Source organism: Sinorhizobium fredii USDA 205 (genome assembly GCF_001461695.1).
In the GTDB taxonomy this organism is placed as follows: domain Bacteria; phylum Pseudomonadota; class Alphaproteobacteria; order Rhizobiales; family Rhizobiaceae; genus Sinorhizobium; species Sinorhizobium fredii.
The window spans coordinates 1-18,789 of the sequence record NZ_AUTC01000167.1 but is presented as its reverse complement, the minus strand read 5'-3'; the positions used below and the strand labels follow the sequence as shown (position 1 = coordinate 18,789).

The 18,789-nt window shown below is 61.1% G+C and carries 19 protein-coding genes; 12 read left to right on the top strand and 7 right to left on the bottom strand.

All coding sequences use genetic code 11. The annotated features are described in order from the left end of the window. Positions 1 to 129 precede the first annotated feature (129 nt). The 5 genes from N181_RS24430 (at position 130) to N181_RS24410 (ending at position 5,926) form a co-directional block, all read left to right on the top strand. Complete coding sequence (locus N181_RS24430; protein ID WP_037433312.1) at positions 130 to 1,392, top strand: 8-amino-7-oxononanoate synthase family protein; 1,263 nt, start codon at positions 130 to 132, stop codon at positions 1,390 to 1,392. A 41-nt stretch (positions 1,393 to 1,433) separates the two neighbouring features. After that, positions 1,434 to 1,778, top strand: a complete 345-nt coding sequence (rctB, locus tag N181_RS24425; RefSeq protein ID WP_037433276.1) for an SMa0974 family conjugal transfer regulator — start codon at positions 1,434 to 1,436, stop codon at positions 1,776 to 1,778. Between the two features lie 409 nt (positions 1,779 to 2,187). Further along, positions 2,188 to 3,948, top strand: coding sequence for a type I secretion system permease/ATPase (locus tag N181_RS24420; protein WP_037433274.1), 1,761 nt, complete (start codon positions 2,188 to 2,190; stop codon positions 3,946 to 3,948). Then, complete coding sequence (locus N181_RS24415) at positions 3,945 to 5,261, top strand: HlyD family type I secretion periplasmic adaptor subunit (RefSeq protein WP_037433272.1); 1,317 nt, start codon at positions 3,945 to 3,947, stop codon at positions 5,259 to 5,261. Before N181_RS24420 ends, N181_RS24415 begins: the two co-directional genes overlap by 4 nt. A 227-nt stretch (positions 5,262 to 5,488) precedes the next feature. Next, positions 5,489 to 5,926 (top strand): hypothetical protein, encoded by a 438-nt coding sequence (locus N181_RS24410; RefSeq protein ID WP_037433271.1) that lies wholly within the window; start codon positions 5,489 to 5,491, stop codon positions 5,924 to 5,926. Positions 5,927 to 6,337: 411 nt separating this feature from the next. Here the strand turns inward: N181_RS24410 and N181_RS24405 are convergent, their stop codons facing one another. Continuing rightward, entirely contained in the window at positions 6,338 to 7,663 is a 1,326-nt protein-coding gene (locus N181_RS24405; protein WP_037433269.1) for an NAD(P)/FAD-dependent oxidoreductase, read from the bottom strand. Positions 7,664 to 7,908: 245 nt separating this feature from the next. Here N181_RS24405 and N181_RS24400 point away from each other — a divergent pair, with 245 nt between their 5' ends. The 7 genes from N181_RS24400 (at position 7,909) to N181_RS24370 (ending at position 12,882) form a co-directional block, all read left to right on the top strand. Beyond that, positions 7,909 to 8,385, top strand: a complete 477-nt coding sequence (locus tag N181_RS24400; RefSeq protein ID WP_015887171.1) for an Lrp/AsnC family transcriptional regulator — start codon at positions 7,909 to 7,911, stop codon at positions 8,383 to 8,385. A gap of 558 nt (positions 8,386 to 8,943) precedes the next feature. Then, positions 8,944 to 9,084, top strand: a complete 141-nt coding sequence (locus N181_RS34150) for a hypothetical protein (RefSeq protein WP_014332331.1) — start codon at positions 8,944 to 8,946, stop codon at positions 9,082 to 9,084. A 478-nt stretch (positions 9,085 to 9,562) separates the two neighbouring features. Beyond that, positions 9,563 to 9,817 (top strand): hypothetical protein, encoded by a 255-nt coding sequence (locus tag N181_RS24390; protein ID WP_037394885.1) that lies wholly within the window; start codon positions 9,563 to 9,565, stop codon positions 9,815 to 9,817. A 270-nt stretch (positions 9,818 to 10,087) separates the two neighbouring features. Beyond that, on the top strand, positions 10,088 to 10,297 hold the full coding sequence (locus tag N181_RS24385; RefSeq protein WP_014332328.1) for a cold-shock protein: 210 nt from the start codon (positions 10,088 to 10,090) through the stop codon (positions 10,295 to 10,297). Between the two features lie 176 nt (positions 10,298 to 10,473). Next, on the top strand, positions 10,474 to 10,854 hold the full coding sequence (locus N181_RS24380) for a DUF6481 family protein (protein WP_060563951.1): 381 nt from the start codon (positions 10,474 to 10,476) through the stop codon (positions 10,852 to 10,854). A gap of 87 nt (positions 10,855 to 10,941) precedes the next feature. Further along, entirely contained in the window at positions 10,942 to 12,024 is a 1,083-nt protein-coding gene (locus tag N181_RS24375) for a fatty acid desaturase (RefSeq protein WP_060563949.1), read from the top strand. Between the two features lie 375 nt (positions 12,025 to 12,399). Further along, complete coding sequence (locus tag N181_RS24370) at positions 12,400 to 12,882, top strand: tetratricopeptide repeat protein (protein ID WP_370009469.1); 483 nt, start codon at positions 12,400 to 12,402, stop codon at positions 12,880 to 12,882. 302 nt (positions 12,883 to 13,184) lie between these two features. On the opposite strand, the gene N181_RS24365 is transcribed toward N181_RS24370, so the two are convergent. The 6 genes from N181_RS24365 to N181_RS24340 form a co-directional block, all read right to left on the bottom strand. After that, positions 13,185 to 13,730 (bottom strand): hypothetical protein, encoded by a 546-nt coding sequence (locus tag N181_RS24365; protein WP_050984036.1) that lies wholly within the window; start codon positions 13,728 to 13,730, stop codon positions 13,185 to 13,187. 155 nt (positions 13,731 to 13,885) lie between these two features. Next, a complete protein-coding gene (locus tag N181_RS24360) occupies positions 13,886 to 15,178 on the bottom strand; it encodes an ATPase AAA (RefSeq protein WP_037433254.1) in 1,293 nt (430 codons plus the stop codon). A gap of 17 nt (positions 15,179 to 15,195) precedes the next feature. Further along, the gene (locus N181_RS24355) at positions 15,196 to 16,137 is read right to left on the bottom strand and encodes a type II secretion system F family protein (RefSeq protein ID WP_037433252.1); all 942 of its coding nucleotides are present in this window, start codon (positions 16,135 to 16,137) and stop codon (positions 15,196 to 15,198) included. A gap of 9 nt (positions 16,138 to 16,146) precedes the next feature. Next, the gene (locus N181_RS24350; RefSeq protein WP_037433249.1) at positions 16,147 to 17,100 is read right to left on the bottom strand and encodes a type II secretion system F family protein; all 954 of its coding nucleotides are present in this window, start codon (positions 17,098 to 17,100) and stop codon (positions 16,147 to 16,149) included. Continuing rightward, on the bottom strand, positions 17,097 to 18,548 hold the full coding sequence (locus tag N181_RS24345; RefSeq protein WP_037433247.1) for a TadA family conjugal transfer-associated ATPase: 1,452 nt from the start codon (positions 18,546 to 18,548) through the stop codon (positions 17,097 to 17,099). Before N181_RS24345 ends, N181_RS24350 begins: the two co-directional genes overlap by 4 nt. Positions 18,549 to 18,566: 18 nt before the next feature. Continuing rightward, positions 18,567 to 18,789 (bottom strand): L,D-transpeptidase (locus N181_RS24340; RefSeq protein WP_155621622.1); only part of this gene is annotated, 223 nt, incomplete at its 5' end.

The following is an 18,789-nucleotide window of genomic DNA, read 5'->3' as shown; positions in this document are numbered from 1 at the left end:
AATATTTAACAACTTAGTTGTATTCTGAAAACTAGTTTTTACAATATTTCACATCTACTTTATTGAGTTTTTGATTTGAAGATTTAATGCTCCCGATACATGCGAATCAAGCCCCATCGGGAGGACGAGATGAAAGCCGAATCGCCAGGGCAGGAAAGCGTTGCAGGCAACAGCGCCTACAGAAACACCAGCAGCCTCATTCAGTATGCTCAAAGTCACTTCGATGCGGCGCATTTTCAGGGATTGATGGCGATCTATGGACGCCCACTGGCGGGACGCGTTGTGGCGCTCCGCCAGGAAAATGGCCGCCATATCGTTGACTTCGTGCGATGCTCTTATCTTGGTCTCGACAATCATCCGCAGATCGTCGCAGGCGCGATCGAAGCGCTGAGCCAATATGGCGCGCTCCATTGGTCGTGTGCAAGAACGCGCCTCAATTTCTCAATCCTTGGCGATTTAGAAGCGGCCTTATCGGAGTTGTTTGGCGCACGGGTGATCACCTACAGCACGGTTCTGGCCGCGAATATGAGCGCATTACCGCTGATCGCGTCTGGGTATCTGACCGGTGGCATCAAACCCGTGATGGTATTTGACCGCCTCGCCCACGCGACACTCGCCTTTCACAAGGGAACTATTGCCACCGAAACGAGGGTTGAAACAGTCGCGCACAACGACCTTGAGGCCCTTGAAACTCTCTGCCAGACCAACAATTCCGTCGCCTTTGTTTGTGATGGCGTTTATTCGATGGGCGGAAGCGCCGATATCGAACGTCTGCTCCGCCTCCAGGATCGCTATGGCCTTTTCCTGTATGTTGATGACGCACACGGTGTCTCGCTATTCGGCAAGCGTGGTGAAGGCTTTGCCAGATCGCAAATCGCCGGCCGCTTGGGCGAGCGAACCATAATAGCGGCGTCGCTCGGAAAGGGTTTCGGTGCCTCGGGCGGTCTGCTCCTGCTCGGCACGTCTCGACAAGAAGAGCTGTTTCGAAGGTTTGCGATAGCACACGCGTTTTCAGCGTCGCTGAACGTCGCAGCCATTGGTGCCGCGCTGGCATCGCAGAAATTGCATAGGACGAAAGAACTTGCAAAGCTGCAACAGACGCTCCGGGATCGCGTCGCCCTGTTCGACAGCCTCGTCCCAACGGAGCAGCGAGGCTCGCCCTTGCCAATCCGCACCGTGGAGGTGGGTGACGAACTCAAGGCAATCGCAGCGGCAAGAGCATTGCTGGACCGCGGTTTCTACACGTCGGCCATTTTCTTTCCCACGGTTGCAAGGGGAAGGGCAGGGCTGCGACTGTGCCCGACCGCCAGCCACTCGGAGGACGAAATCCGGGCATTGGGGAGCGTGCTCCATGATATTCATGGAGAGATTGGCGGTGCACCGGTTCGATAGCCACGCACACGGCGAGACGGTAAATTCGAAGGAGGGATGGTATGCATCAGCACGTCTTCACGTGCTACGTTTTCCTGTCGAACCCGCAGTGCTTCGTTGAGCAAATGCGCCTGCGGCTTGCAGGCTTCTACGAATACACAATTGAACAGGGGAGCGAAAAAACCTTCATATTCACAGATGGTTACGCGGCTGCGAGAGCCGTGGATGGTGGCCTGCGGATGCGGATCGGAGCGGCGAACCTCGTTTCCTCCCACGCCATCAGAATAGCGTTCGAGGTTTCCATTTTCCAAATCCTCCAATCCCCGCCTGAGAAGATCGCTTGGTATCCGGCCGCCTTGGCGCCTCCTACCACAATCGGAGAGGCGCCTCGAAGCGAAGTCGTTTAATTGATGCCGAAATCAACCCAGGCTCTGACGCCGCGGCAGACTTAGCGCTTTCGCTGATGACACCCCGGAGGAGCGGCCTAGCAGTGAGCTTATCGCTCACCATTCGTCTGCCGACATCAAAGCAGTTTCTAGCTTCCGGGGAAGAAAAGCAGTGGCGATGCCTTTTGCAGTTATGCCTCGGAGGTGCCGCGACACTCATAAAACGACACCCGGCGATGGCCAACCCCCAATCTTTCGCATAAATTCCTGTCTCCTCGGGAACAACTCTTCCGTGCGCACTTTGAAAAATTAGGCCGGCGTGATTTAAGCTGCAGAGCAAGATGACCGAGCATCCTCATTCTCCGTCGCCCTCGCGCCGGATCAAGAAGGCCCCCGCGGCCGGACACGCCGTACCTGGAGACATTGGCCAGTGCCTGAACCTTTAGCAGTATCGAATGGCAGGAACATCGATCCCGCCTCCGCCCTGAGAGATTGCCGATCCGCCTTTGTCGGCGTCGGCGTCGCCAGTGCGCTCGTCAATATCCTCTATCTCACCGGCTCGTTCTTCATGCTCGAGGTCTACGACCGGGTTCTGCCGAGCCGCAGCATTCCCTCGCTGATTGCGCTCTGCCTGCTGGCTTTGCTGCTCTACGCCTTCCAGGGCGCCTTCGAGCTGATCCGCGGGCGCATGCTGGTGCGCATTGCCGGCGCGCTCGACGAGAGCCTGAGCGGCCGCGTCTATCGGGCGGTGGTGAAGGCGCCCTTGAAGCTCAGGATGCAGGGCGACGGGCTTCAGGCGCTGCGCGACTTCGATCAGGTTCGCGCGTTCCTCTCCGGTGCCGGGCCGGCGGCGCTGTTCGATCTGCCCTGGCTTCCCTTCTATGTCGCCATCTGCTTCCTGTTTCATCCGGTGATCGGCTTCGTGGCGATCGGTGGCGGCCTGATCCTGACGCTTCTCACCTATCTCACCAATCGCGGCACGCAGGCTCCCGCCAGGAAGGCGTCCGAGGCGGGCAGCCTGCGTAACGCCTTCGCCCAAGCCTCGCAGCGCAATGCCGAGGTCGTCCAGGCGATGGGCATGACCGGCCGGCTTGCCGAACTCTGGGAGCGCCGCAACGCCGAATTCCGGGAAGAGAACAGGCGCACATCCGACATCGGCAATGGCTATGGCGCGCTTTCCAAGGTCTTTCGCATGGCGCTGCAATCGGGCGTGCTGGCCGCCGGAGCGGTCCTGGTGATCGAGGGCCAGGCGTCGCCCGGTATCATCATCGCCGGCTCGATCCTGACTGCCCGGGCGCTTGCACCGGTGGAGCTCGCCATCGGCAACTGGCGCGGCCTCGTCCAAGCGGGACAGAGCTGGCAACGCCTGAAGGACCTCCTGAAGGCATTGCCCGAGGCGGAAGCGCCGCTTTCGCTGCCGGACCCGCACGAGCGCTTGAGCGTCGAGGCATTGGCGAGTGGACCTGCGGCAGCGCAGCGGCTGATCTTCACGGACATCAGTTTCACCGTCCGTGCCGGAAGCGCCCTCGGCGTCATCGGGCCGAGCGGCTCGGGCAAGTCGTCGCTGGCGCGCGCCATCATCGGCGTCTGGCCGGCCTATCGCGGCTCGGTGCGACTCGACGGGGCCGCGCTCGACCAATGGGACAGCGACGCGCTTGGACGGCATATCGGCTATTTGCCACAGGATGTGGAGCTCTTCGCCGGAACCGTGGCGCAGAATATCTGCCGCTTCGCCGAGAATGCGACGTCGGAGGCAATTGTCGCTGCCGCCAAGGCGGCGCGCGTCCATGAGCTGATCCTTCGCCTTCCGAATGGCTTCGATACCGAGATCGGCGAGGGCGGGGCAGCACTTTCGGCCGGCCAACGCCAGCGCATCGCGCTTGCGCGCGCCCTCTACGGCGATCCCTTCCTGGTGGTCCTCGACGAGCCGAATTCGAATCTCGATGCGGAGGGCGAACAGGCGCTCGGCGAAGCGATCATGAATGTGCGCGGTCGCGGTGGCATCGTGGTGGTCATCGCCCACCGGCCAAGTGCGCTTGCGAGCACCGACCTGGTTGTGATGATGAACGAGGGCCGGCTGCAGGCTTTCGGCCCGAAGGAGGAAGTGCTCGGCAAGGTTCTAAGGCAGCAACAGACGGATCGCCCGTCGCCGCTGAAGATCGTCTCGGAAGGCCAGGAGGCAAAGCAATGAGTGGCAGCACGCAACGGATGCCGGGTGCGCGCCGCTCGCTCAGGCGCCACATGATGGGCGTCTCGGTCCTGGCGCTCGCCCTCGTTGCCGGCGTCGGCGGGTGGGCGGCGACGACGGAACTGTCGAGCGCGATCGTTGCCGGCGGCGTGGTCGTCGTCGACGACAACGTCAAGAAGGTCCAGCATCTGACCGGCGGTATCGTCGGGGAGCTCAAGGTCAAGGAAGGGGACCGTGTCGAGGCAGGCCAGGTGCTGATCCGGCTCGACGGCACCACGGTGCGTGCGAACCTTGCGATTGTAGATAGCACACTGGCGCAGCTTTATGCGCGCCGCGCCCGGCTCCAGGCAGAGCGGATCGGAGCTGAGTCGTTCGAGATCGACAAGGACGTCGTGAACCTGATCTCTGGCGCTGCGGCGACGAAACTCGTCGACGGCGAACAGAGGCTTTTTGCCAGCCGTCGCACCGCACTGCTCGGAATGAAGGGGCAGCTTCAATCGCGCAAGGCGCAGTTGGCCGATGAGATCGAGGGCCTGACCGTGCAGTTGAAGGCGATCGAGGATGCCTTGACGCTGATCGCCGAGGAACTGACGGGCGTCGACTCGCTCTATGGCCAGGGCCTCGTGCCGATGCAGCGCGTGACGACCCTGAAGCGGCAGCGGGCGGAACTCGAAGGCGATCGCGGCCGGCATATTGCCTCGCGTGCCCAGGCGCGCGGCAAATCCAGCGAAGTCGACCTGCAGGTCCTGCAGCTCGATGAGGACCGGCGTACCGAGATCTCCAAGGAACTGACCGATGTCGAGGCGAAGATCGCCGAGTATGAGGAGCGGCGCACGGCCGCGACCGACCAGCTGCGGCGGCTCGACATCACGGCGCCCCTGCCGGGCCGCGTCTATCAGCTGGCCGTCCACACGGTGAACGGCGTCGTCAATCCCGGCGAGACGCTGATGCTCGTGGTGCCGGAGGCCGACGACCTGACCGTCGAGGCGCGGGTGGCGACCCACGATATCGACCAGATCCATGTCGGCCAGCCGGTCGAGATCCGCTTCAGCGCCTTCAACCAGCGCACCACGCCCGAGGTCGAGGCGGAGGTGGTGACCGTCGCCCCGGACCTCGTCAGTGACGAGCGGACCGGCGCCAGCTACTATCCGCTGCGCATTCGTCCGAAGCCGGAAAGCCTCGCTAAGCTCAAGGGACTGTCTCTCTATCCAGGCATGCCCGCCGAGGTGTTCATCAAGATCGCCGACCGCACGGTCATCTCCTACCTGGCGAAGCCGCTTACCGACCAGATGCGCCACGCATTCCGTGAGGATTGAGACGGTATCGCGACACGGCCGGCGCGCGTCCCGGAGTTGGGGCGGGACGCCGGCCCGTCTCGGATGAGCGGGGCGCCATCGGACCGCGGTTAGCGCCGATTCTGCCTGTTCTCACCGGTTAAGAGTTCGCGGGCATTTCGTGATTGGACTTCGCGTCCGGTTGGAGTCAGTTTTATCAAGCGTATGAGGTGGAATGGGGGACCAACTAAGGTGATTAGGAGGTCACAATGAAGCACCATGCAATCGAAGAACTGCAAGGCGTCGCCGAGGTCAAACAGGACTTTCCGCGCCGCACCCTGTCGCGGACCGAGCGCCTGGAGCGCTGGGCGGAACTCCTGGAACGCAGCCCGCACAGACGGCTTTCGACACTGCACGAGACCGAGTATCAGCCGGCACATGTCCGCGCAACGATGCGTGGCGACGGCACGCCGATCTCCGTTGCATTCGAGGACCCGGTCCTTCGGACGGCTGGCATGGACAATGACAGCTACGGCGAGGCGAAGCGGTTTTTCGAACTGAGTGACGAGCAATTGCACAAGGTCATCTGCTATTGCCATTTCGGCGCCACGGTCAGTGCGTCGACGGCGGCACGTCACATTCGCGCGATGCTCGTCGAAAATCAGCCGGGGCTTTTTGCTCGCCTGCGCCAGATATTCTTTGGCTAGTGCATGTTTCCTTAAATCGAAGCCGATCTAAGGATAAAAGCGTGCACCGATTCAAAGTGCTACAGCGTCCTTAGTGCGTCTGAAAAGACGCACGGCGCTGTAGGGCAAGCGACGTCTGCGCGACCACGGCTCACGGTGGCGGCCCGCTCGGCGGGCCGCGTAGAGGGATTGTTTGGCTGGTCGTTCGCCCGGTAACGGTGTGACCGGCGACGCCTTCGATTGCTGACGTCCCATGAGTTGAGGACGCGAAGCGGGGGAGCCACTTCGCCGCTGTGGTGCGCCCTGCGTCTTCGGGCGCGAGGGACGCGGGAGCGGCGAAGTGTGCGGCGGCAACCTCACACTACCCGCCCGTTCGCGGGCCACTCGCAGGCGGGCTGTTCGCAACCGCAGTGCCAGCCCAGATAAGCTATGTCAGAAATCGGCGACCTTGCCCCAGGCCGAGCCGTTCAGCCGGTCGGGATGGTAGGGTTTCGGGTCGACGATCGGCGGCTCACCCGTCACGAGGTCGGCGACAAGGTGCCCGGCGCCGGGGCCGATGCCGAAGCCATGGCCGCTGAAGCCGGCGGCCAGCACAAGGCCGGGCAGCGAACTGATCTCGCCGATCGCCGGTACCCCATCCGGGGTACTGTCGATATAGCCGGCCCAGGCGGCACTGACCGGTAGTTTCTGAAGGGCCGGCAGGAGCGCCCGGGCGCGCTCCAGAGTCAAGCGTATCTGCGTCTGGTCGGGGCGGGGATCGAGCATGCGGTTGAACTCCATCGGGGTCGGCTCGTCGAGCCGCCAGCGGTGAAGTGTTTCATGACCGGACTTCCAGCCTTCGAAACCGCCGGGAGCAAGGCTCCGCCAGCGTCGCGCGAACATCGGCACGAAATGCCTGGCAAAGCGCATCTGCTGTGGGGTCGGATCGACCCGGGCGCGGCCGCTGATCGCCAGCGTATAGCCGCCGTCGCCACGCCGCGTCGCCGAGACCGCGGCCGTATGCAGCGCCGCCGGCAAGCCCTCGGCACCAGGCGCAACGGAGAGGATCGACGAGCGGATCGAGGCCTGCGGAAAGCGGATGCCGAGTTGACGGCAAAAGGAGGAGACCCAGGCGCCGCCGGAAAGCACGACAATCGGGGTGCGGATCGTGCCGGCCTCGGTGACGACGCCGCTGACGCGCCCGGCCTCGAGCTCGAGGCCACGGGCCGCGCACATCTGGTGGACGGTGCCGCCGAGCTTCATGACGGCGCGGGCGACCACAGGTGCTGCCCGGGCGGGGTCGGCGGTCCCGTCGGTCGGCGAAAAGACGCCGCCCTTCCAGCGGCGGCCGGTCGCCGCACCCTTTTCACTCGCCTGAGCACCATCCAACATATGGGTCGTCACCCCGACGGTGCGGGCAAAATCGCCCCAGCGCGCCCAGCCGGCGAGCTCGCTTTCGTCATCGCTGAGATAGAGCAGGCCGCAGCGACGAAAGCCGGTGTCCTCGCCGGTCTCACCGGCGAAATCCTCCCAGAGCGACAGGCTCTTGGTCGCCATCGGCAGTTCGCGGGCGTCGCGGTTCTGCTGGCGGCACCAGCCCCAGTTGCGGCTGGACTGCTCGGCGCCGATCCGGCCCTTTTCGACGAGGGCGACCTTGAGGCCGCGCCGGGCCAGATGGTAGGCCGCGAAAACCCCGACAATGCCGCCGCCGATGACGACGGCGTCGGCGCTGGTGGGCAGGGCAGGCGTCGTTTCGATCTGAAGAAGCGGGGCGGGCATCGATGGTCTCCATTCTTTCGACCGGCATTCTAGCGCTTCCGCGCCCGGCGGACTGCTGCACATAGCCCATCCCGCAGCATATTCTTCGGTTCGATTTATACTTGGCGGAGATTTATTCTGGTGAAAATTTCATAAACTTAACAGAGGATGGCGTGGCCGTTTCGCTTGCAAGCGAGTCCCAGCCGCATAAAATGCTGGAAAGCGCAGACGGCCACCGCGTCGCCGCCACGAACTGGAGAGCGCCGATGAAACTCGACCGGATCGACATCAAGATCCTCTACGAACTGCAGAAGAACGGCCGCATCACCAATGTCGAGCTCGCCGAACTCGTCAATCTGTCGCCCAGCCCCTGTTTGATGCGGGTGAAGAAATTGCAGGCGGAGGGGTATATCGTCGGCTATTCGGCACAGATCAACATCGCCAAGCTCGGCCAGACCCTGACGGTCTTCACCGAAGTCACGCTCAAGAACCATCGCCAGATCGATTTCGCCCGCTTTCTCGCGGCCGTCGAGAAGGTCGATTCCGTCGTGGAATGCCATCTGGTTTCCGGCGGCTATGACTATCTTTTGAAGTTCGTCACCGGCGGCATCGTCGAATATCAGACGATCATGGAACGGCTGATCGACATGGATGTCGGTATCGACAAGTATTTCAGTTATGTCGTGCTGAAATCGCCGATCGTCAAATCGCACATGCCGTTGACCAGCCTGTTTCCGCATTAGACGAGGGCGAACCTGCAACCGTCAGAAAGAGGACATTCTGTCGCTCGGCATAGTCAATTTTCAGCGGGCCAATCGGGCAGTAGAGTGATGCCGAGTTTGGGAAAACCGTCCCGTCGCAATACCCGACTGCATCCCGTTTGTGGATCTGGAAACAGCGGGCGAGTTCGGATTTGATGGTATGGCCGATTGCGTATGACCTTTAAAGAGAGCATGCTGGTGACGTCAGCAGCCATTTTCAGGGCGCTGCTGCTTCGGGGCCTCGGTGTCCTGGCCCCAACGAAAGGAGGACAGCATGTCTTCCGACCTCCACTTTCCCGCCACGGCTCGCAACCTCGTCAGCGTCAGTGGATTTGGATACGGCGAAAACGTTCGGCTTCAGCAACTCCGTAATGCCGAGCGAGCGGCCGCACCGCGCATTAAGCGATTCGCAGCGCCGCGCGCCCGCGTTTCCTGCCTTGGTCGCGAAACATTGCGGCCTTGCTGAACGGGGTTAGCGTACGGCGATGCCGCAGCGTTGAAAGCTTCGGCTGAGGATCAACCGAAATTAGGGAGAACCAGATGGCAAAAGGCCAGGCAAGAAGCAACCGTGAAGTTAGAAAGCCCAAAAAAGACAAGACGGTGGCGCCGGTCGCCGCCGTGCAGGGCGCTCAGGTCAAGTTCGCAAATAGCGGGCTTAGCCTCGGCAAGAAGCAGAAATAGCGCGAATAGGAGCAGAGGCGTCTGCGTGCCGCCTCTGCCGTTGCCTCGGCCACCAAGGGTCCCGGGCTTTCGACGCCGAACGGCGGCTGCCTTGAATAGCGCTGCGGGCGTCGCCACATAAAGGTTACGTTTTCCAGCCTTTCGGCTACCTGATCTCACCGGCTCGGCCGGCTGCTTGGCGACTCCCGATTTGCAAACGTTCCGAACCCGCCTCTGGCGGGGAGAAAATTGCGCTGAACGCTATGGCGTTGCGCAACCACGTTTTAGGACACTCTTATGATGAATACAGCCCGTCACACGGCGGAAAGCCTGTTCCGGCCCGCGGCGCCCGAAGGCTCGAATGCAGACAAGCTGCAAAAAATCCGCGCCAGGCAGATACTCCGGATGCGCGAGCGCGGGCCCGCTGAACGGCAGCAACGCCTCGAGAAACGTAGGACGCTTTCCCGCGGCACTCTCTTTGTACCCAAGGAGCGCACCGATGGCGATGTTTGATTACAGTGCCGGCGCGGGACTGTATCCCTGCAAGACGGTGCGAAGGACGAGCCGGCTTCGTTACAAGCGGTTTGATTCGGTCGCCGAAGCGCTTCGCTTCGCGATCGAGGACATGCCGTCGTCGATGCTTCGCGGCTCTGTCCTGGAGGTCGAGGAGGCCCGCTACAATGGTGAGCAGATGCGGGAGCTTTATGATGCTGACGCATACCCTTTGCCGCGGCGGGGCCGCCAGAAAAATTGAGCCGTTTTCACAACCCGGGATTTTGGTGCCGGTTGGCGTGGGGTGCGCGATTCTATTGGCATTCAACCACCGGAGGTAGTATGTGGCCGATATCCAAAACAAGAAGTTGACGTCATCGTCCAAGTGCTGTACTGAGAGATCATCGATACTTTGTTTGCCGATATTTGTTTTTGCTGCGCCTCGCGCCTCTTGACGAACTTCCCTTTCAAAAGTCGAAAACCCGCTGTGCGTCGCCCGGCGGTGATCAATGTTGCTAAGAAAGGGTTCTTCATGACCACTGGCACAGTTAAATGGTTCAACGCCACCAAAGGCTTCGGCTTCATCCAGCCCGACGACGGCAGTGCTGATGTGTTCGTTCACATCTCGGCTGTCGAGCGTGCAGGGCTGAACTCGATCGTAGAAGGCCAGAAACTCGGCTTCGAACTCGAGCGAGACAACAAGTCGGGCAAAATGTCCGCAGGTCAGCTTCGCGCTGCCTAAAGCTTTTGGCCGCCGATGACCACGGATGTACTGGCATGGCGGCAAGAAGTTCGAAAAGGCCAGGCGGATGTCTGGCCTTTTTCTTGTTCTGGGCTCCATTGCGGGCGCAACATCCCGAGTCCTCCTTCCGAAAGTGGCGGGAAAGCTCGTGACCATGAGAATTAAGGAAATATCTATTGAGACACCTCAACGCCAATGGCTTTGCCGAACGCCGCACTGCTGCGGCCGAGGCCAAGCGTCAGCTTCTGGAAAAATTCGCCTCCGCCCCGAAGGCGACTGATCCCGAGATGCAGCAGCGGCTTGCCGCCCGCGAAGCGGTGGCGGCCGCACGCGAAGTCCGTCGGGCGGAACGCGAAGCATTGAAGACAGCCGAAAACCAGCGCCTGCTGGCGGAAGCCGCAGCAGCGGCTGCGGCCGCCGAAATCGAGGCGAGGAAAGAAGCCGAAGCCCGGCAGGCTGAAATTGCCAATCGCGTTGCACGGGTCGTGGCCGACGAAGCTGCCCGCAAAGCCGAGCGCGATCGCCGTTATGCGGCACGCAAGGCTCGTCAGGCCTGACACTTTCAACCACTGCGCCTGAGACTCAACCGCAAGCCACAGGGCCTTGGCGAGTGTGTGCGAGGCGAGGAAATACGGACCAGTTTGATGAACGCACATGCCCGTCCACTGGCATCCCTTGCTGAAGACAACGCCGGGGCATGGTTGAAGACCCTTGCGAAATACCGTCAGCCCCGAATCGGGCGCAGCGTCCTGGAGCTTCTGGTCACTGCCGTTCCGTTCGCCGGTTTCTGGGCCATCGCTTATTTTTCGCTCGCTCACAGCTTCTGGTACGGGCTGATCGCGGTCATTCCGGCCGCGGCCTTCCTCCTCAGGCTTTTCATGATCCAGCACGATTGCGGCCACGGCTCGTTCTTCGCCCGCCGCGGCCTCGACGATTGGACGGGACGCGTCATCGGCGTGCTGACCCTGACGCCTTACGATTACTGGCGCCGGGCGCACGCCGCTCACCACGCCTCGGCCGGCAATCTGGACGAGCGGGGTGTCGGCGACATCACCACGCTCACAGTCTCGGAATACCATGCACTTTCACCCATCAAGCGCCTCGGCTATCGCCTGTACCGGCACCCGCTGGTGATGTTCGGCTTCGGCCCGGCCTGGCTCTTTCTCCTCAAACAGCGCCTGCCGGTCGGAATGATGAACGGTGGGGCGCTGCCCTGGGTCTCGACGATGGCGACGAATGTGGCGATCGGGGTGTGCGCCGCCTTGATGGCTTGGGCGATCGGACTCCTGCCGTTCCTCTTGATCCACCTGCCGATTGTGCTCCTGTCGGGCGCCGCCGGCATCTGGCTCTTCTATGTGCAGCATCAGTTTGAAGATACGCACTGGTCGGCCGGTGATGATTGGCACTTCCCCCAGGCCGCTCTGCATGGTGCCTCCCACTATGACCTGCCGCTGGTGCTGCGATGGTTGACCGGCAATATCGGCATCCATCACGTTCATCACCTGTCGAGCAGGATCCCTTACTACAGACTGCCGGAAGTACTTCGCGACCATCCGCCGCTCGCGCATATCGGTCGCATCACTCTTTGGGAAAGCTTGCAATGCGTCAGGCTCGTCCTTTGGGATGACGGACGCCAGAAACTCGTTTCATTCCAAGATGCTGCCCGTGCGGCGTTCAATCATGACAGGCGCTTCACGGCGCCCCCTGGTGTGACACAAGGCCTGTGACGATATCAGAGATCGTCACTCCATAATGCAGACCCGCTACGGAACTGATACGGCCGGTTGCACTCCCAGGCGTTACCGGAAGAATCAAGCTGCGCCTTTTCGACCTCTTCAACTGGCTCCTGCCTCGGGTAATCGCTTTCGGCTTGGCCGGTGGCAAGGAAGCGCCTTGGAGGCAAGCTTCCCCTCAGGCGGCGCAATCGCGGTCGAAGGCATGTGTCTCTCTTTGGCGACTATTGGCGCGAATTCTTCATTTGTTAGCTTCCATCGCATAAAATTTTACGTGAGCGTGAGAAAACGCGAGTCTAGGATGGCCCAGTGTTAAGGGGATGAATATTGATAGATCAAATTCAGTCACGACTTGGTCGCCTTTCGCCGTTGCTGTTGGCCGCACTCGTCCTGAGTGGATGCCAATCGGCTGCGTTCGACGACGTTGCGGCATTTGGCGATAGTGCCAAAACTCTCGAGGACGACTCGGCGGTCGCCTTCTACAAAAACGATGAACTGATCACGACTGGCAAGTTGCAGTTCAAGGAAAAGAACTACGGAAAGTCCTACGCCATCTACAAACGTGCGGTTGCCGTTTTCCCACAGGACCCTGCTGCTTGGCTCGGCTTCGCTGCCTCTGCTGACATGATCGGGCGGTTCGACACGTCGGATCGGGCCTATCAGCAACTCTCCAAGATGATCGGCAACAGTCCGGTTTATTACAACAATGTCGGGTATTCGCGTCTCCTGCGTGGCGACCTGCCGCGCGCACGGCAGTACTTCCTCAAGGCATACGAGCTCGACCCTGCGAATGAGACGACCGCGCGCAATCTCGAGTTGATGAAGAACAGCGTCAAATACGCGCAGCGGTAATTCAAAGTGCTACAGCGATCTTTGTGCGTCTCAAAAGACGCACGGCGCTGTAGCCAGTTTGAAGGATCCCTGATCCCTGACAGGGACAGGGATGAGGGACGGAGAACGCATCCGGCAAACCCTGTTGCGCGACTATCGCGCAGTGTGATTCAGACGCGAAAACGTCGCTGTAGCACTTTGAAATGCTGCTGATTTGAACCGGCTATGAGTTAGGACTGCTCAAGTTCTATCGCATGGTTCCTGTCACATGCCGCCGTTGCAGCCAGCGCGTTCTCGCCGTTACGAGCGCCGCATAGCTTCGGCTATCGCACCTTTCGCAGGATCAACTTGCCTTCTGGCGAAATAGACCTTTCGTAACGCGGCAAGTTGCCGCCCTCGGTCCCCATAGCGGGCAGGCTGCCGTCCTGGGGCTGCAGTTCCGTGGCAGCGGTCGTCAGCGATGGCTCGAGGCGCTGCGTCGCCCCCTTGCCCGGAGCGCTCAGGATAACCGAGCCGCCGGAACTCGGCAGACCGGAGCGCATCCCGTCGTCCAGCTCCGAGACCGCCTTCTTTAGGTTCTCAAGCCGCTGGCGAACGATTGCCAGCTCATCGGCCTTTGCGCCCCTGGCGATGTTGCGGCCCTGTTTTTCGAGCTGCAGCTTCAGTCCGTCGAGGGAACGCTTGACGCCGGCGAGAACGTCGCGGCTTTCTCTGAGGTCGGCTGCGTTCTTGGCCGTGTAGAGCAGGATCCCGGCATTCAACGGCAGGAATATCAGTGCCAGGGCGATGAGTGGCACGGCGCGCTTGCGTATCGGCTCGTCCGCTGTTCGTTCGCGCCGCGCGTCGGGCTCAATTTCTATATTCGCCATGCTGGCCATCCCCTCACTCCGCCGCAAGCCGGGCCGTGGCCCTCGAAAAATACCTCCGCCCGACAGGAGGTCGGGGCCGATGGTTGCCGAGGCAAGCGCCCCGGCTCAGTATTTCATGTGACCTTTACCAACCATAGTCACACGCCGCCCGACGCCTAGTCCACCGTGAAGACCCCTTCCCACGCTCGCTCCAGCATCTCCAGCGACGCCACCTTCCGGAATCCGTTGAACTCGCAATAGGAACCTATGAAATCCAGAAGATACTTGGGATGGTAGCAGGACCCCAGTGATTCGGCACCGTATTTGCGATCGTAGAACTGTTCCAGGTCCGGTACGGACATTACCACGCCCACGCCTGCCGCATAGCCCTCGAATATCCGGATATATTCTGCTCGCGATGGGTTATTGACGAATATCTTGTATTTCAGCCGTCGCAAGCCGGCCTCGTCGGAAAGATCCTTCGGGGCGATATTGGTTGAAAAGACAACGAGTTCGTCGAAGGGAACCTTGAACTTCTTCCCGGTATGGAGGGTTAGGAAATCGTAGCCGCGCTCAAGCGGCACGATCCAGCGGTTGATGAGCGCTTGGGGCATCACCTGTTGGCGCCCGAAGTCGTCGATGATGAAGACGCCGCCGGAGGCCTTGAGATGCAGCGGCGCCTCATACACGGTCGAGCCTTCGCTGTAGGAAAGATCGAGAAGATCGAGCGTCAGCTCGCCGCCTGTCTTGATCACCGGCCGCCGGCATTCCACCCAACGTTGATCTGCTTTCGGATAGGATGTCCCGGCCACCGACTGGTGAACTGCTTCGTCGTAGAAGCTGATCACGTAGCCGCCAACCTCGATGGCGTAGGGCACCCAGATCGTCTGTCGGAACAGGCGCGAGGTGCGCTCGGCAATGCTGGTCTTGCCGTTTCCCGGCGGGCCATAAAGCAGAATGGATTGCCCGGAATTCATGGCCGGGCCCAGCTTCTCGACCAGCGACGGCGACAGCACGAGCCCCTCGAGGCTCGCGAAAAGGCCATCCTGGGTGACTCGCTCGTGATGAATGGACTGCAGGGCGATCTGGCGGCAGAAGGCGTCGAGCGAGACCGGCGCCGGCCCTACATAGGAGGATTGTCGGATCGCAGCATGGGCATATTCCATGCCCTTGGTCGAAAGCGCGTAGCGAATGTCAGACCTCACGTCCTCTCCCGCCAAACCCCTTGCCTCCATATAGGCGAGCTTTACGAGTTCCTTGACCAGAAAGTTGACCACCACCTTGGGCAGCTTCATCCGCTCCGCCAGATGCGAGGGCGTCACCGTGTCCTGCTCGGTCGCGCATTTTGCCGCCAGCCGCAACAGGAAGGAGAATTCGAGCCCCGATTCTTCGACGCTCATCGGCGCCAGCGGCATGCGGGCGTCGAGTGACGGAGCCATGTCTTCATGAACCTGATCGAGCGAATGCATGAGAACCTCGCTTTTCTTTAACCACCGGGCGTCAGGCCGACGATGAGACTGATGACGCGAATGACGACGGGGACCAACACGATCACAAGGCTGACGGGAAACAGAAATGCGCCGAGCGGCAGGAGCATCTTGATCGGCAAGGCATTGGCCTTTTCCTCCGCCCGGACGATGCGCAGGTCGCGCATTTCCTTGCTGTAGACACGGAGCGTCTGCGTCACGCTTGTTCCGAGCTCTTCCGACTGGCGGAAGAGGACCGCGAGCGCCCGCGCCTCGTCGATTCGGAGCCGCGTGGCAAGATTGGCAAGCGCTTCGCGCAGCCGGCGACCGCCGCGCACCTCAAGCATCATGATCGACAGATGCAGCCCGAAGTCCTTCCTCTTGCTGACGAATTCTCGCGCAACGCGGTTTGCCGCCGCTTCGAGGCTCATGCCCGCATCCAGGCAGACGATCAGCATGTCCATGAAATCGGGAAAGAGCCGCCGGTATTCGCGCTCTTTCGCGTCGCCACGCCGATCGATATAGATATTTACGAGAATGAAGGTCGTGCCGGCGGCGAACATGGCAATAAGCAGGGTCATCAGCCGCGACGTCTCGGGGAAGAAGCGGTTGAAGGCCAAGACCGAGGAGACCAGCACGCCCATGCAGACGATTGCACGGATCACCTGAAAGGTCGCGACTGCATTGGCGCTGAAATAACCGGCGCGAATGAGCCGGTTTTGCGTGGAATTCGCGTTGGTGTCGTGTCGGGTGATCTCGAAATAGCGGCGGATCAGCCGGTTCTCGGCCTCGCCGAGATCCGCCATCGCGCCATCCACGATATCATTGCCCGTGGCCCGCGATTTGGCCTCCGAAAGCCGGACACCCACCTCGCGTCGCCGGAAGACGACCTCCGAGGCGGCGGCGGAAAAGATCATGACCGAGAAGAAGACGATGAGGTATATGCCGTACTCGTTCCACATGGCTGCGCCTCAGTACTCGAAGTGGACCATTTTGTAGAGAATGACGTTGCCGATCGCCATCACGACGAGCAGCCCCGAAACGATGGTGGTGCCGTAGCCGCTGTTCCAGAGTGGGTCGAAATAGGTCGGCGACAGCGCCTTGATCATGCCGTAGAGCAGGAACGGATAGATTGACATAAAGATCGCGGTGATGCGCCCCTCCGCCGAGATCGCCTTGACCTTCGCTTTCAGCATGAACCGGTCTCGTAGGGTCTTCGAGAGGTTCTGCAGGATCTCGACCAGGTTGCCGCCGGTTCCGGCCTGGACGCTCAGTGATATGGCGAGCAGGTTGAGGTCGTCGACGCCGACCCGCTCATTGAGATTTACGAGCGCATCGTCGAGCGTGACGCCATAAGTCAGTTCGTCCGACAGAAGGCCGAACTCGGTACCGATCGGATCTGGCATTTCGCGCGCCACGAGCGAGATCGCTGCCGGAAGCGGGTGGCCCGCAGCAAGACTCCGGTTGGCAACGTCGAGTGCCTCCGGCAGCTTTTCTGCGAATTTGTGCATGCGCCTGGCGCGCACCCGCCAGACGACAAGCGCCGGCACCAACAGACAGATGGCTAGGAAGAGCGGTATCCGGACGAGGTTGCTCGGCACGAAAAACTGAAGTGCCAGCCAGATGCCCATGGCAGCGGCGGCGCCGTAGAGGGCAAATCGCTTGACATCGAACTTGATGCCGGATTGCACATAGTACTGCCGCAGCCGCTGCATGAGGGGCTGCCACCGAGAGTCCCCGTCGACGCCGCGTGCCTTCAGCATTTCGCGGTAGGTCTCGCGATGGTTCTCGCTGCCCTCGAGGAGACTAAGGCGATGGTTCACCGCCTGATGGCGTTCGGAGCTTCGAAAGTAGCTGCGCAGCAGCGCTTCAGCAGCGACCAGCGCTGCGACGAATACGGCGGCATAGAGGAGGATGAGGGTCATGGCTTGCCGGGTCCCGTCTGAAGTGGTTTACCGGGTTCGAAGATCGCCGGGGAAATGATGACTCCGACTTCGGCGAATTCCTCGATGAAACGCGGTCGTAGGCCGGTGGCGCGGAATTCGCCCTGTATGCGGCCATTTTCGTCGGTGCCTGTCTTTTTGAAGCGCATGATCTCCTGCATCTGCACGACCTCGCCCTCCATGCCGGTGATCTCGGAGACCGAAACGACCTTGCGGCTGCCGTCGCTCAGGCGCTGCACCTGGACGATGATCGTGATCGCCGAGGCGATCTGGGAGCGGACGCTCAACTGCGACATCGGCATGCCGGCCATGCCGACCATCTGCTCGAGGCGGCTCACCGCATCGCGCGGCGTATTGGCGTGAATGGTGGTCATCGATCCTTCGTGGCCGGTGTTCATCGCCTGCAGCATGTCGAAGGCCTCCTCGCCACGCACCTCTCCGACGATGATACGGTCGGGCCGCATGCGCAGCGCGTTCTTCAGGAGTTCGCGCTGGCGGATCTCGTTGCGGCCGTCGAGCGTCGGCGGCCTGGTTTCCATGCGGCCGACATGCGGCTGCTGGAGCTGCAGTTCCGCGGCATCCTCGATGGTGATTAGCCGTTCCTTCTCCGAAATCTGCGAGGAAAGCGCATTGAGCAGAGTGGTCTTGCCCGAGCCGGTACCGCCCGAGATGATCATCGACACCCTACCTTTAACCGCTGCGCTGAGCAGAATGCGCATCTGATCCGCCATGGCGCCGTATTCGACGAGGCGCTCGAGCGTCAGCGGCTTACGGGTGAATTTGCGGATGGAAACGAGCGGCCCGTCGACTGAGATCGGCCGGATTGCGACGTTGACGCGCGAGCCGTCTTTCAGGCGGGCGTCGACCATCGGGGTCGATTCGTCGACCCGTCGCCCGACGGCAGAGACGATCTTGTTGATCACCCGAAGAAGGTGATCCTCGTCCTTGAAGCGGACCGCAGTGCTCTCGAGCTGACCGCGGCGTTCCACATACACGCTTTTGTGGCCGTTGATCAGAATATCGGCGACGGTTTCGTCGGCGAGCAGCGGTTCGATCGGCCCGAGCCCCAGCATCTCGTCGGTGATGTCGTGGACGAGGTCATTGATTTCCTTGGCATTTAACGGTGAGTTGTTGCGACGGATATATTCCTTGACCAGCGGTCGGATCTCGGCGGCAATCTCTTCCTCGTCGAGCGTGTCAAGGATGCCGAGATTGATCTGGTCCAACAGGTGGCGGTGCAGGTTGACCCTTTCCGACACCATGTCGAGGCCGAGTGGGCCTTGCTCTTCCACGGCCGCTTCGGCAACCGCTTCCTTTGGCATGGCAGAGACCGTAGTTGCACCATTGGCGGCTATCTCGGCAATCTGCCTGAGCCCGGCACTCTCCTGCGGCTGTTGCTTGTAAAAGCGTCCTATAAACCCGTTCGCCATCAGCCCTACTCCTTACAACTACTTGACGACCACCGTGGCCCCGACCTTCACGCGCTTGTAGAGATCGATGACGTCGGTGTTGCTCATGCGGAAACAGCCGGAGGAGGCAAATTCACCGACTGTCGACTGCTCATTCGTGCCGTGGATGCGGTAAAGCGTGTCCGCATTGCCTCGGTAGAGATAGATCCCTCGCGCCCCCATAGGGTTGAACGGTCCTGCGGGGACGAGTTCAGGAAGCCCC

Coding starts and splice junctions, on each gene's coding strand:
- N181_RS24385 (WP_014332328.1), top strand. CDS start 10,088: ATGACCACTGGCACAGTTAAATGGTTCAACGCCACCAAAGGCTTCGGC.
- N181_RS24375 (WP_060563949.1), top strand. CDS start 10,942: ATGAACGCACATGCCCGTCCACTGGCATCCCTTGCTGAAGACAACGCC.
- N181_RS24355 (WP_037433252.1), bottom strand. CDS start 16,137: ATGTGGAACGAGTACGGCATATACCTCATCGTCTTCTTCTCGGTCATG.
- N181_RS24430 (WP_037433312.1), top strand. CDS start 130: ATGAAAGCCGAATCGCCAGGGCAGGAAAGCGTTGCAGGCAACAGCGCC.
- N181_RS24400 (WP_015887171.1), top strand. CDS start 7,909: ATGAAACTCGACCGGATCGACATCAAGATCCTCTACGAACTGCAGAAG.
- N181_RS24390 (WP_037394885.1), top strand. CDS start 9,563: ATGGCGATGTTTGATTACAGTGCCGGCGCGGGACTGTATCCCTGCAAG.
- N181_RS24405 (WP_037433269.1), bottom strand. CDS start 7,663: ATGCCCGCCCCGCTTCTTCAGATCGAAACGACGCCTGCCCTGCCCACC.
- N181_RS24345 (WP_037433247.1), bottom strand. CDS start 18,548: ATGGCGAACGGGTTTATAGGACGCTTTTACAAGCAACAGCCGCAGGAG.
- N181_RS34150 (WP_014332331.1), top strand. CDS start 8,944: ATGGCAAAAGGCCAGGCAAGAAGCAACCGTGAAGTTAGAAAGCCCAAA.
- N181_RS24410 (WP_037433271.1), top strand. CDS start 5,489: ATGAAGCACCATGCAATCGAAGAACTGCAAGGCGTCGCCGAGGTCAAA.
- rctB (WP_037433276.1), top strand. CDS start 1,434: ATGCATCAGCACGTCTTCACGTGCTACGTTTTCCTGTCGAACCCGCAG.
- N181_RS24360 (WP_037433254.1), bottom strand. CDS start 15,178: ATGCATTCGCTCGATCAGGTTCATGAAGACATGGCTCCGTCACTCGAC.
- N181_RS24350 (WP_037433249.1), bottom strand. CDS start 17,100: ATGACCCTCATCCTCCTCTATGCCGCCGTATTCGTCGCAGCGCTGGTC.
- N181_RS24415 (WP_037433272.1), top strand. CDS start 3,945: ATGAGTGGCAGCACGCAACGGATGCCGGGTGCGCGCCGCTCGCTCAGG.
- N181_RS24365 (WP_050984036.1), bottom strand. CDS start 13,730: ATGGCGAATATAGAAATTGAGCCCGACGCGCGGCGCGAACGAACAGCG.